Origin of the sequence: Mycobacterium sp. E3298 (assembly GCF_001666895.1) — a bacterium.
Taxonomy (GTDB): domain Bacteria; phylum Actinomycetota; class Actinomycetes; order Mycobacteriales; family Mycobacteriaceae; genus Mycobacterium.
Map to the genome: position 1 here is coordinate 1 of NZ_LZJB01000192.1, position 12,041 is coordinate 12,041.

The 12,041-nt window shown below is 71.2% G+C and carries 10 protein-coding genes and 1 pseudogene; 7 read left to right on the top strand and 4 right to left on the bottom strand.

The genetic code is table 11. The features are described from left to right. The first annotated feature begins 286 nt into the window (after positions 1-286). Positions 287-931 carry a nitroreductase family protein gene (locus A9X05_RS09005; protein ID WP_067759988.1) on the top strand — a complete coding sequence of 215 codons (645 nt, stop codon included), beginning with the start codon at positions 287-289 and terminating at the stop codon, positions 929-931. Here A9X05_RS09005 and A9X05_RS09010 read toward each other — a convergent pair whose 3' ends face one another. Both A9X05_RS09010 and A9X05_RS09015 read right to left on the bottom strand, forming a co-directional pair. Beyond that, entirely contained in the window at positions 932-1,258 is a 327-nt protein-coding gene (locus A9X05_RS09010) for a YciI family protein (RefSeq protein WP_067780734.1), read from the bottom strand. A gap of 36 nt (positions 1,259-1,294) precedes the next feature. Then, entirely contained in the window at positions 1,295-1,759 is a 465-nt protein-coding gene (locus A9X05_RS09015) for a tRNA (cytidine(34)-2'-O)-methyltransferase (protein ID WP_067780738.1), read from the bottom strand. 17 nt (positions 1,760-1,776) lie between these two features. Between A9X05_RS09015 and A9X05_RS09020 the strand changes: the two genes are divergently transcribed. The 6 genes and pseudogenes from A9X05_RS09020 to A9X05_RS09045 all read left to right on the top strand — a co-directional run bounded on the left by A9X05_RS09020 (position 1,777) and on the right by A9X05_RS09045 (position 7,283). Next, entirely contained in the window at positions 1,777-2,382 is a 606-nt protein-coding gene (locus tag A9X05_RS09020) for a bifunctional 2-polyprenyl-6-hydroxyphenol methylase/3-demethylubiquinol 3-O-methyltransferase UbiG (protein ID WP_067759979.1), read from the top strand. 239 nt (positions 2,383-2,621) lie between these two features. Further along, complete coding sequence (locus A9X05_RS09025) at positions 2,622-5,372, top strand: sensor histidine kinase (protein ID WP_067780747.1); 2,751 nt, start codon at positions 2,622-2,624, stop codon at positions 5,370-5,372. Continuing rightward, positions 5,369-5,765, top strand: a pseudogene (locus tag A9X05_RS09030) (serine protease inhibitor). The gene A9X05_RS09025 and the pseudogene A9X05_RS09030 overlap by 4 nt, the downstream one beginning before the upstream one ends. 6 nt (positions 5,766-5,771) lie before the next feature. After that, positions 5,772-6,158, top strand: a complete 387-nt coding sequence (locus A9X05_RS09035; RefSeq protein WP_067760337.1) for a DUF742 domain-containing protein — start codon at positions 5,772-5,774, stop codon at positions 6,156-6,158. 13 nt (positions 6,159-6,171) lie between these two features. Next, the gene (locus A9X05_RS09040; protein ID WP_197498979.1) at positions 6,172-6,735 is read left to right on the top strand and encodes an ATP/GTP-binding protein; all 564 of its coding nucleotides are present in this window, start codon (positions 6,172-6,174) and stop codon (positions 6,733-6,735) included. Further along, positions 6,732-7,283, top strand: a complete 552-nt coding sequence (locus tag A9X05_RS09045; protein ID WP_067780741.1) for a pentapeptide repeat-containing protein — start codon at positions 6,732-6,734, stop codon at positions 7,281-7,283. The genes A9X05_RS09040 and A9X05_RS09045 overlap by 4 nt, the downstream gene beginning before the upstream one ends. Before the next feature lie 2 nt (positions 7,284-7,285). On the opposite strand, the gene A9X05_RS09050 is transcribed toward A9X05_RS09045, so the two are convergent. Together A9X05_RS09050 and A9X05_RS09055 are read right to left on the bottom strand one after the other, a co-directional pair. Then, on the bottom strand, positions 7,286-9,847 hold the full coding sequence (locus A9X05_RS09050; RefSeq protein WP_067780744.1) for an ATP-binding cassette domain-containing protein: 2,562 nt from the start codon (positions 9,845-9,847) through the stop codon (positions 7,286-7,288). A gap of 1 nt (position 9,848) precedes the next feature. Beyond that, the coding region (locus A9X05_RS09055; protein WP_197498978.1) for an ATP-binding cassette domain-containing protein at positions 9,849-12,041 on the bottom strand (2,193 nt) is incomplete at its 5' end.

Sequence of the window (12,041 nt, forward strand, 5' to 3'; positions counted from 1 at the left end):
CCCCAGCCGCTCGGCGACGACGGTGACTGCGCCGCTGGCGTTTTGGACCTGGCCGCGCACCAGCCCGGTGGTTGCGGTGGGGCGATTCCGCCCGACCAGCCGGCCCCGCCGCCCCCGTCCTGACCTGACCGAGCGCGACGGAGACGACGGCGCCGCACGTGCACTCCGCTGCGGGATTTCGACCCAATTCCCACCGTGGATTCACGCTCGGTGCCTGCGGCGCCGGCCCGTCGGAAACCTCTTGCGCCAGTTCGCCGCTCATGGGCCCGCAGGTAGTCTCCAGCACATGACCCTCAACCTGTCCGTCGACGAAGTCCTCACCACCACCCGCTCGGTCCGCAAACGCCTGGACTTCGATAAGCCGGTCGAACGCGATGTGCTGATGGAATGCCTCGACCTGGCGCTGCAGGCGCCCACCGGATCCAATTCGCAGGGTTGGCAGTGGGTGTTCGTCGAGGACGCGGACAAGAAGAAGGCGATCGCCGACGTCTACCTGAAGAACGCCCGGGCCTACCTGAGCTCACCCGCGCCCGAATACGCCGACGGGGACACCCGCGGGGAGCGGATGGGCAAGGTGCGCGACTCCGCGACCTACCTCGCCGAGCACATGCACGAGGCGCCGGTGTTGTTGATTCCCTGCATCTTCGGCCGGGAGGAGAAGCAGCCGCTGGGCGGCGTGTCGTTCTGGGCGTCGCTGTTCCCGGCGGTGTGGAGCTTCTGCCTGGCGCTGCGCTCCCGCGGGCTGGGGTCGTGCTGGACGACGCTGCACCTGCTCGGTGACGGTGAAAAGCAGGTCGCAGACGTGGTGGGCATCCCGTACGACGAGTACAGCCAGGGCGGGCTGTTCCCGATCGCCTACACCAAGGGCACCGACTTCCGCCCGGCCAAGCGGCTGCCCGCCGAGCAGCTCACCCACTGGAACACCTGGTAGTCAGGTCTGCAGAGGCCAAACCTCGACGACCCCGTGCGCGACCGCACACGGCGTCTGGCTGACGCGCTCGATCGCCGTGTCGAGATCGTCGGCCTCGATGACCGCGAATCCCGCGATCGGCAGAGCCGATCGGAGGAAGGGGCCCGGCTCGATCCGCACGCCCGCGCCGTCCGGGTTGCGCACCTGCACGGGGTTTCCGGCCCGGGCGACGAGCGCGCCGGACGCGCTGAGTTCGTCGTCGCGGGTGTGCGCGGCGCGTCTGCGGTGCGCGCTCAACTGGTGGTATCCGGCCTCGTCGCCGTAACCGATGGTGATGAAGGTAGGCATATCAATGCTGACTCCCGTCGGTCGCACAACTCATCGCTACAGCGCGCCCGGATAACCCTGCTGCCGCCAGGCTTCGTAGACGGCGACGGCCGCGGCATTGGACAGGTTCAGCGAGCGCCGGCCCGCCAGCATCGGGATGCGCACCTGCTCGGTGATGTGCTCGTCGGCCAGCGTCGCCGCGTCCAGTCCGGTCGGCTCGGGACCGAACAACAGGACGTCGCCCGGCCGGTAGCGGACGTCGGCGAACGAGGTGGGCGCGTGCGAGGTGAAGGCGATCACCCGCTCCGGCGACAGCGCCTCCCACGCGGCCGGCAGCGACGGATGCACCGTCACCGACGCCAGGTCGTGATAGTCCAGCCCGGCCCGCCGCAGCTTCGGTTCGGACAGGTCGAAGCCCATCGGCTCGACCAGGTGCAGTTCGCATCCGGTCGCCGCCGCCGTCCGGATGGCGTTGCCGGTGTTGGGGGCGATGCGCGGGGAGAAGAACATCAGCTTGAACACAACGCGATAATGGTCGCATGGTCGAGCAGAGCCTCTGGATGCGGAAAGTCGCTGCCGATCCGGGACATTCGCACTGGTACATCGAGCGGTTCCGCGCCATGGCCCGCGCCGGTGACGACCTGGCCGGCGAGGCGCGCTTCGTGGACGCGATGGCACCGCGCGGCGCCCGCATCCTCGACGCCGGCTGCGGCCCCGGCCGGCTGGGCGGGTACCTGGCCGCCGCCGGTCACCAGGTCGTCGGCGTCGACGTCGACCCGGCGCTGATCGAAGCGGCCGAGCAGGATCACCCCGGGCCGCGCTGGCTCGTCGGCGACCTCGCCGAGCTCGACCTGCCCGCCCGCGGCATCGCCGAGCCGTTCGACGTGATCGTGTCGGCCGGCAACGTGATGACGTTCCTGGCGCCGAGCACGCGGCGCCGGGTGCTGGGCCGGCTGCGGGCCCACCTCGGGGACGACGGTCGGGCGGCGATCGGCTTCGGCGCGGGCCGCGACTACGGATTCGCCGAGTTCCTCGACGACGCGGCGGCCGCCGGGCTCGAGCCCGACCTGCTGCTGTCCACCTGGGACCTGCGCCCGTTCACCGATGAGTCGGATTTCCTCGTCGCCGTCCTGCGCCACGCCTAGCGGGTTTGCCAGGATCGTCGGCCCGCGCGCCGGTGCACCTTGGAGAGGCCTGTCTGCTCAGTACGGATTCTGGTGACCTGGGCCGCGGGCTGTCATACTCGTCGGATTGCCACGTTGACGCGCTCGCGCCCATCTGGCGTGGCACGGGTGGATAAAGCAGGAAGTCTCATGAGCCTCTCGTTTTCTCGAGCGCTGAGCATCAGCGCAGCGGCCGGTCGCGCGGCCGTGCCGACGTGACCATGTTCGCCCGCCCGGCCACCCCTGCCGAGGCGGTCCCCGAGTCCCCGCCGCCCGGCGCCGCCGAGTCGGCGCCGGCCAAACGCCCACCGGCCTGGTCGCTCAGCAACTGGCCGGTCCGGTGGAAGGTCCTGGCGATCGTGCTGGTGCCGCTGGTGCTGGCAACGGTCTTCGGCGGGCTGCGCATCCAGGGCGCAATGGCGAACTCGGCCGGGCTGCGGCTGGCCGCGGCCCGCGCCGACGTGGTCCCCGTGATCACCAAATACATGTCGGCCCTCGACGTCGCCCTGCTGGCGGGCAGCACCGGGCGCGACGTGGAGGGGGCCAAGAAGAACTTCGAGGCGCGCAAATACGAACTGGACACCCGGCTGCGCGACACCGACGTCAGCCCCGAAGTCCGGTCGGGGGTGACCAACCTGCTCGACGGCGGTCAGATGCTGGTGAACAAGGCGACCGACAACGGCCTGGGTTTGCGGGAGCGGGTGACCCTCTACGCCCCGATCCTGCTGACGGCCGAGGACGTCATCAACGCGTCGGTCCGCGTCGACGACGAGAAGATCCGCGCCCAGACCCAGGGCCTGAGCCGTGCCGTCGGGGCCCGCGGGCAGATGACGATGCAGAAGATCCTCGTCACCCGGGGCGCCGACCTGCCCGAGCCGCAATTGCGGACCTCGATGATCACCCTGGCCGGGACCGAGCCGTCGACCCTGTTCGGGATGAGCGAGGTCCTCGGCGCCGGCTCGCCCGAAGCCAAGACGCTGCAGCAGCAGCTGGTGACCCGGATGGCGATCATGTCCGACCCGGCCAGCGTCCTCGTCGACAACGCCGACCTGCTGCGCTCGATACAGACCACCGACGACATCGCCGACCAGATCGTCAAGGACGCCACCGCGGCGGTGACGAAAACCGTGCACGCCCAGGCCGCAGACAGGCGCAACGCCGCCATCCTCGACGCCGTCCTGGTGCTGTCCGCCATCGTGATCGCGCTGATCGTGGTGCTGTTGGTGGCCCGCGCGCTGGTGCGGCCCCTGCGCGTCCTGCGCGACGGAGCCCTCAAGGTGGCCCACACCGACCTCGAGGAGGAGATCGCCCGGGTCAAGGCGGGCGGCGCCGAGCCGACGCCGCAGCCGCTGCCGGTGTACACCACGGAGGAGATCGGCCAGGTCGCCCACGCGGTCGACGAATTGCACACCCAGGCCCTGCTGCTCGCCGGCGACGAGGCCCGGTTGCGGCTGCTGGTCAACGACATGTTCGAGACCATGTCGCGGCGCAGCCGCTCGCTGGTCGACCAGCAGCTGTCACTCATCGATCGGCTGGAGCGCAACGAGGAGGATCCCGAGCGCCTGGACAGCCTGTTCCGGCTGGACCACCTCGCCGCCCGGCTGCGCCGCAACAGCGCCAACCTGCTGGTGCTGGCGGGCGCGCAGCTCGCGCGCGACCAGCGCGACCCGGTGCCGCTGTCGACGGTGCTGGGCGCCGCGGTCTCCGAGGTCGAGGACTACCGCCGCGTCGAGATCGCCGGGCTGCCCGACAACAGCACGCTGATCGGCGCCGCCGCCGGCGGCGCCATCCACCTGTTCGCCGAGCTGATCGACAACGCCCTGCGTTATTCGCCACCCGCGACGCCCGTGCGCGTCTCGGCGGCCCGCGGCGGCGACGGCGGAGTCGTGGTGCGGATCGCCGACTCCGGCCTGGGCATGAACGACACCGATCGGCGCATCGCCAACATGCGGCTGCAGGCCGGCGGCGAGGTCAGCCCCGACAACGCCCGCCACATGGGCCTGTTCGTCGTCGGCCGGCTCGCGGACCGGCACGGCATCCGGGTGGGGCTGCGCGGCCCGGCGGCCAACGAGGAAGGCTCGGGCACCACCGCCGAGATCTACCTGCCCCCAACGATTCTCGAGGGCTCGGCGCCGCAGGCCCGAGTCGCCCGGATCCGGGCGGTTTCGGCGCCCGGCGCGCAGCCCGCCGCCGCGGTCGCCGCGCCCGAGGAGGAACGCCGGCCCGAGCCGGCCCGCAACGCCCCCGCCGCGGCGCCGCCGGTCACGTTGCTGCCGCGCCGCAATCCCGGTTCCAGCGGCATCACCGTGGTGCCCGCCGAACCCGCCGAGCCGCTGCCGCAGCGGCGCGAACTGCCCACACCGTGGTGGGAGGGCGGGACCCCGGCGAGCGCCCCGGACGCCAAACCGGAGCCGAAGCCCGTCCGCGCTTCGGACACGTCGGCGTTCTTCGCCGCGCGGTCGCGGGAGGCGGACGAGCCGGCCGCGGCCGCCGACAAGCCGCCGAGCCCGGCGCCGAGCGCGCCCGCCCCGTCGATCCCGGCCGCGCCGAAGAGCGCAGCCGCTCCCGCTGACGACGACGTGATCTACCGGCGGATGCTGTCGGAGATGCTCGGTGATCCGCACGACCTGGTCAACAGCCCCGACCTGGACTGGCAGTCGGTGTGGGACCGCGGCTGGACGCTGGCCGCGGCGGCCGAGGACACGCCCGTCGAGTCGCGCACCGCCGAGCACGGCCTGCCGGTCCGTACGCCCGGTGCCCGGCTGGTGCCCGGCGCCGCCAATGGGACGGCCCGGCCCGACGAGGACGAGAGCCAAGAGCCCAACGGCGGCCTGCACTCCGGCCGCGAACCGCAGCACGCGGCCGCCGCCCGCGATCCCGAGGCGGTGCGAGCCTCGTTCAGCAGCCACTTCGGCGGCGTGCGCACCGGCCGGGTGCACGCCCGCGACACCCAGGGGCCAGAGCAGGAATGACCGCACCCGACAACTCCCTGGACTGGCTGGTGACGCGGTTCGCCCGCGAGGTCCCGGGCGTGGCGCATGCGCTGCTGGTCTCCGTGGACGGGCTGCCCATCGCCGCCAGCGAACATCTCCCGCGCGAGCGCGCCGACCAGCTGGCCGCGGTCGCCTCCGGCCTGGCCAGTTTGGCGACCGGCGCCGCGCAGCTGTTCGAGGGTGGCCAGGTGCGAGTCGGTGGTGGAGATGCAGAACGGCTACCTGCTGCTGATGCGCGTCGGCGACGGCTCGCACCTGGCCACGCTCGCCGCGACGTCGTGTGACATCGGTCAGATCGGTTACGAGATGGCCATCCTGGTCGAACGGGTCGGGGGCGTGGTGCAGTCCACCCGCCGGTCCGGCGTCTCGTGAGCCGCGATGGACGAACGCGAGCCCCGGCACCTTGCTGAGCCGACCGCACGCCGAGGGAACCTGGTCCGCCCGTACACCCTGACGTCCGGGCGGACCGGCACCGACGTCGACCTTCCCGTGGAAGCCCCGATCCAGACGCTGCAGGCCGGGCTGGCTCACCGGTGGCCGCCCGACGACGCGAAAGGCAAGATCATTCAACTGTGCGTCGGCAGCCCGTCGGTCGCCGAGATCTCCGCACGGCTTGATCTGCCGCTCGGTGTCACGCGCGTCCTGGTCGGCGATCTGGTTTTGTCCGGCTACCTTCGGGTGCATAGGACGTTGTCCGAGCGTTCGACCAGAGATGAGCGCCACGAACTGATAGGAAGGACGCTGCGTGGCCTTAAGGCACTCTGAGGCGCACTCCGAGGTGTACTCCGATCCCGCCCACGCCTCGACGAAGATCGTCATCGCCGGCGGATTCGGTGCAGGCAAGACGACGTTCGTCGGCGCGGTGTCGGAGATCATGCCGTTGCGCACCGAGGCGATGCTCACCGACGCCTCGACCGCCGTCGACGCGCTGGAGGCCACCCCGGACAAGCGGACCACCACCGTCGCGATGGACTTCGGCCGGATCACCCTGGACGAGGACCTGGTGCTCTACCTGTTCGGCACGCCGGGTCAGCGCCGGTTCTGGTTCATGTGGGACGACCTGGTGCGCGGGGCCATCGGGGCGATCGTGCTGGTGGACTGCCGGCGCCTGGAGGACAGCTTCGCCGCAGTCGACTTCTTCGAGCACCGCAACCTGCCGTTCCTGATCGCGGTCAACGAATTCGACGGCGCGCCGCGCTATCCCGTCGCCGAGGTGCGCGAGGCGCTCACCCTGCCGGCGCACATCCCGGTGATCACGGTCGATGCACGGGATCGCCGGTCGGCGACCGACGCGCTGATCGCGGTGAGCGAATACGCACTGGCCAGCCTGACGGCGAATTGACCGAGCGGTGGGCCGACAAGGAATTCACCGGCCACGACTTCACCGACGAGGACCTCAGCCGGCTGGACACCGAGCGGGCCGTGTTCGACGAGTGCGACTTCAGCGGCGCCAACCTGGCCGAGTCCCGACACCGCGGGTCGGCGTTTCGCAATTGCACCTTCCGGCGAACCTCGTTGTGGCACAGCACCTTTGCGCAGTGCAGCATGCTGGGTTCGGTGTTCGTGCAGTGCCGGATGCGGCCGATCTCCTTCGACGAGGTCGACTTCACGCTCGCGGTGCTGGGCGGTAACGACCTGCGGGGCGTCGACCTGAGTGGCTGCCGGCTGCGAGAGGCCAGCCTGGTGGAGGCCGACCTGCGCAAGGCGGTGCTACGCGGTGCCGACCTGTCCGGTGCGCGGGCGACGGGCGCGCGGCTGGACGACGCCGACCTGCGCGGCGCGACCGTGGATCCCGCGTTGTGGCGGACCGCCTCGCTGACGGGTGCCCGCGTCGACGTCGGGCAGGCGGTGGCCTTCGCGGCGGCGCAAGGCCTGCGCCTGGACGGCTGACGTCACTGCTTGAGCCGGATGCGCCAGCGCACCACGGCGGCGTAGGTGACCGACAGCAGCGCGAGCATCCCCATGTCGAACAGCCAGGTGCCCGAGGTGTGCCGGAAGTGGCTGTCCCGCGGGCTCTGCGGGCCCGGCGCGACGGTCCACAGGTCGACCGTCGACGCCTGCGCGGCGTACCCCCACCGCGAGGGCACCCCCCAGGACAGCTGGTCGAGGAAGATCCGGTTGGTGACCGGCACCATCCCGCCGGACAGCACCATCTGCGCCATCAGTGACACCACCAGCAGCGGCATGATCTGCTCGTTGGAGCGCGCCAGCGCCGACAGCAGCAGGCCCAGCATCGCCGCGGCCACACAGGTCGCCGCGACCGCGACGAACAGTTCCAGGGTCGCGTTCCCGAGCAGCACGGCCGGCCGCTTCGGCGGGCCCTTGCCCACCACCACGATCGCGGTCGCGATCGCCGCCTGGACAACGGCGAACACGCAGAACACCGCGATCTTGGCCAACAGGTACGCGGTGGTCGACAGCCCGACCGCCTGCTCGCGCCGGAAGATCGGGCGCTCCCCGATCAGGTCGCGGATCGTCAGCGCGGTCCCCATGAACGCCGCGGCCATGGTGAGCAGGGTCAGGATCGTCCCGGCCTCGCCGGCGGACTCGCTGGTGGGGTCGGCGTAGCCGAAACCCGTGTGGCCGGGAACGGTCAGCGACAGCGCGCCCATGATGAACGGCAGCAGCGCCAGGAACACGAAGTAGGCGCGGTCGGCGACGACGAGGCGGACCTGGCGGCGGGCGATGGTGGAGAACTGGCGGCGCAGGCTGGTGCGCGGCGGGGCGCCGAGGTCGGCGGGCGCCTCCGTCTGGGCGGGCGGCGCGGGTTTGTTCTGCGCCAGGAAGCGCCGGTTGGCCTCGTCCGGGTCGGCGCCCACCTTCGCGAAGATCTGCGCCCAGTTCGTGGTCCCCATGGCCGCCCCGATCTGGTCGGGCGGCCCGAGGAACGCCGTCTTGCCGCCGGGCGCCATCAGCAGCACCTGGTCGCAGACCTCGAGGTAGGTCAGGGAGTGAGTGACCACCAGCACCACCCGGCCCGCGTCGGCCAGCTGGCGCAGCATCGTCATGACCTGCAGATCCAGCGCCGGGTCGAGGCCAGACGTCGGCTCGTCGAGGATCAGCAGCGACGGCCCGGTCAGCAGCTCGAGGGCCACCGAGGCGCGCTTGCGCTGCCCGCCCGACAGCTTGTCCACGCGGGTCTCCGCGTGCTGGGTCAGCCCCAGCTCGTCGAGCACCTGCGCGACGACCTGCTCGCGGTCGGCCTTGCTGGTGTCGGGCGGCAACCGCAGCTCGGCCGCGTAACCCAGCGCCTGGTTCACCGTGAGCTGGCGGTGCACCACGTCGTCCTGGGGCACCATCCCGATCCGGGTGCGCAGCGACGCGTACTCGGTGTGGATGTTGTGGCCCTCGAACGTGACCACGCCCGAGGTCGGCGTCGCGTAGCCGGCGATCAGCCGCGACAGCGTGGTCTTGCCCGCGCCGGACCCGCCGATGAGGGCGGTCAGTGTGCCCGGCCGGCCCGTCAACGAGATCTTCTCGAGCAGGTTCTTGCCGTTGACGCTGAAGTCGACGCCGTTCACCTCCAGGCCGCCGGTGCGCGCCGCCGCCTCCTGGCGGCGCACCAGGATGCCGCCGGAGAACACCAGGTCGACGTTGCCGATGGTCACCACGTCGCCCTCGGACAGCACGGCGGACGCGGCCTTCACCCCGTTGACGAAGGTGCCATTGCTGCTGTTGGCGTCCCGGATCTCCGGGCCGGCCGGGGTCGTGGTGAGGAACGCGTGATGGCGCGACGCCAGCACGTCGTGGATGACGATGTCGTTGTCGAGCGCCCGCCCGATCCAGGCGGCGCGCCCCGGCCGCTCGGTCGGGCGGTGGGAATCCGGGCCCAGATTCTTCACCCGCGTGGTGGGGAACTCCGCCACCTGGCCGCTCACGCCGATCTGGGTGGGCGGACTCAAGTCGGGGCGCCCGCCAGACTGCGGCACCGACCGGGTCGCGGCGTCCGGCCGGACGATGGGAACGGCGGTGGTGCGCTGCGGGCCCGCCCAAGGGCGCGCGGGCGGCTGCTGGGCCGGGGGCTGCCGCGGCGGGGCCTGCGGTCGCGGTCCGGTCGACGGCGAGCCCGGCGGCTGCGCGTCGCTGGGCGGCGTGATCACCGGGATCGACTCCGTGGTGGGCGGAAGCATGCCCACGCTGCCCGTGTGGTGGCCGATCTCGAAGGTGATCCGTGGACCGTCGGACTTGCCGATGTTGATGGTCTGGCCGTCTTCGATGTCCACCAACGGCACCCGCTGGCCGTTGACGTAAACCCCGTTCAACGAATTGTTATCAAGCGCAATCCATTTGCCGCGATCGAAGCGCAGCAGCAGGTGCGAGCGGGCGATCAGCGGGTGTGCGACCCGCAGGTCCGCCCGCAGGTCGCTGCCGACGACGACGTCGCGGCCGGCCGCGAAGCTGCCCTTCGATCGGTCGGATCGAACGGTCAGGACGGGCCCGGCGGCTTGGGTCATCTCAGCGTTTCAGCCGGATGTGCCACCGCACGAAGCCGGTGTAGGCGACGGACAGGAACGCCAGCATCGCCATGTCGAACACGAAGATGTGTTTCGAGTGCTGCCAGATCGGGTCGTTGGTCGGGATCTGTTTGACCTTGACCAGCGACGGAAAGTCGATCGACGAGGCACCCGCGGCGTAGCCCCACCGGGCCGGTGTCAGCCACGCGAGCTCCTCGAGGCCGAAGCGCTGGTAGACGGGGATCATGCCGCTGGAGAACACCAGCTGCGACATGATCGACACCACCAGCAGCGGCATGATCTGTTCGTTGGACTGCGCCACGGCCGACAACAGCAGGCCCAGCATCGCCGAAGCCACACACGTCCCGGCGACCGTGACGAACAGCGAGAAGGTGGAGTTCCCGAAGAAGGGCGGGTGCGCCGTCGGCGCGCCCTTGCCCAGCCGCACGATGATGGTCGCGATCGCCGCCTGCAGCGTCGCGAAGACACAGAACACCGCGATCTTGGCGAGCAGGTAGGCGGTGGTGGACAGGCCGACGGCCTGCTCGCGCCGGAAGATCGGGCGCTCGCCGATCAGGTCGCGAATGGTCAGCGCGGTGCCCATGAAGACGGCGCCGATGTTCAACAGCACCATGATGTACTGCGGCTGCGTCGGCGCGGGGCCGAGCGGGTCGGCCGGGCCAAGGCCGGGATGCGGGCCCTTCACGGTCAGCGACAACGCCCCGATGAGGAACGGCAGGATCGCCAGGAAGATGGTGTAGCCGCGGTCGGATACGACCAGGCGGACCTGGCGGCGAGCGATCGTGGACAGCTGCCGCCACAGGTCGGTCTTCGGCGGCTCGCCCAGGTCGGCCGGGCTTTGCGGGGAGGGCGGCCGGGACGAATGCTGATCGCGCTCCTTGAACCGGCGGTTGGCCTCGTCCGGGTCGGCGCCCACCTTGGCGAAGATGTCGGCCCAGTTGCGGGTTCCCATGGCCGCCTCGACCTGGTCGGGCGGGCCGCAGAAGGCGGTCTTGCCGCCCGGCGCGATCAGCAGGATCTGATCGCAGACGTCCAGGTACGAGACCGAGTGGGTCACCACCAACACCGTGCGGCCGGCGTCGGCGAGCTGGCGCAGCATCAGCATGACCTGACGGTCCAGCGCCGGGTCCAGACCGGACGTCGGCTCGTCGAGGAGCAGCAGGGACGGCTGGGTGAGCAGCTCGAGGGCCACCGAGGCCCGCTTGCGCTGGCCACCGGACAGCTTGTCGACCCGGGTCTCGGCGTGCTTGGTCATGTCCAGTTCTTCGAGGACCTGGGCGACGACCTGAGCCCGCTCGGCCTTGCTGGTGTCGGGCGGCAACCGCAGCTCGGCGGCGTAGTTCAGGGCCTGGTTGACGGTCAACTGCCGGTGCACGACGTCGTCCTGCGGAACCATCCCGATCCTGCTGCGCATGGTCGCGTACTCGGCGTGGATGTCGTGGCCTTCGAAGGTCACCGAGCCCGACGTGGGGCTGGTGTAGCCCACGATCACCCGCGACAGCGTGGTCTTGCCGGCACCCGAGCCGCCGATGATGGCCGTCAGCGTGCCGGGCCTCGCGGTCAGCGTGATGTGGTCGAGCAGTTGCTTGTTCTGGTCGACGGTGAAGCAGACGGAGTTGACCTCCAGGCCGCCGGAACGGGTCGCGGCCTCCGTGCGCCGCAGCAACTCGCCGCGGGTGAACACCAGGTCGACGTTGCCGATGGTGACCACGTCGCCCTCGGTCAGCACCGCGGACCCGACCCGCACGCCGTTCACGAAGGTCCCGTTGACGCTGTGCGCGTCGCGGATCTCGGTGCCCAGCGGCGTCTGGGTCAGGAAGGCGTGATGGCGGGACGCGAGGACGTCCTGGATGACGACGTCGTTGTCGGTGGCCCGGCCGATCGTCAGCGCGCCGGAGGGCTTCTGCAGCGCCCCGGACCGCGACGGCATGAGCGCCTGGAACATCTTCGTCGCCAGGTTGGCCACCTCGGGCGGCTTGGCGGCCGAGCGGCTCAGCTCGGTCTGCGGCGACGCCACCCCGGCGATCTTGGGCTGCGGCGGCGGGAAGTTGGGCGGCGGCGGCGCGGCCGGCGCGCGCCCGCCGCCCGCATACATCGGTTGCCCGGGCGGGGCGGGACGCGGCCCGTGAAGGGCCCGCATCCCGGCCTTGGCCCGGCCGCCCCGCTCGGCCCC

Excerpts from the sequence above, each read along its gene's own strand:
- A9X05_RS09005 (WP_067759988.1), top strand. The coding sequence starts at position 287 with ATGACCCTCAACCTGTCCGTCGACGAAGTCCTCACCACCACCCGCTCG.
- A9X05_RS09010 (WP_067780734.1), bottom strand. The coding sequence starts at position 1,258 with ATGCCTACCTTCATCACCATCGGTTACGGCGACGAGGCCGGATACCAC.
- A9X05_RS09020 (WP_067759979.1), top strand. The coding sequence starts at position 1,777 with ATGGTCGAGCAGAGCCTCTGGATGCGGAAAGTCGCTGCCGATCCGGGA.
- A9X05_RS09025 (WP_067780747.1), top strand. The coding sequence starts at position 2,622 with ATGTTCGCCCGCCCGGCCACCCCTGCCGAGGCGGTCCCCGAGTCCCCG.
- A9X05_RS09035 (WP_067760337.1), top strand. The coding sequence starts at position 5,772 with ATGGACGAACGCGAGCCCCGGCACCTTGCTGAGCCGACCGCACGCCGA.
- A9X05_RS09050 (WP_067780744.1), bottom strand. The coding sequence starts at position 9,847 with ATGACCCAAGCCGCCGGGCCCGTCCTGACCGTTCGATCCGACCGATCG.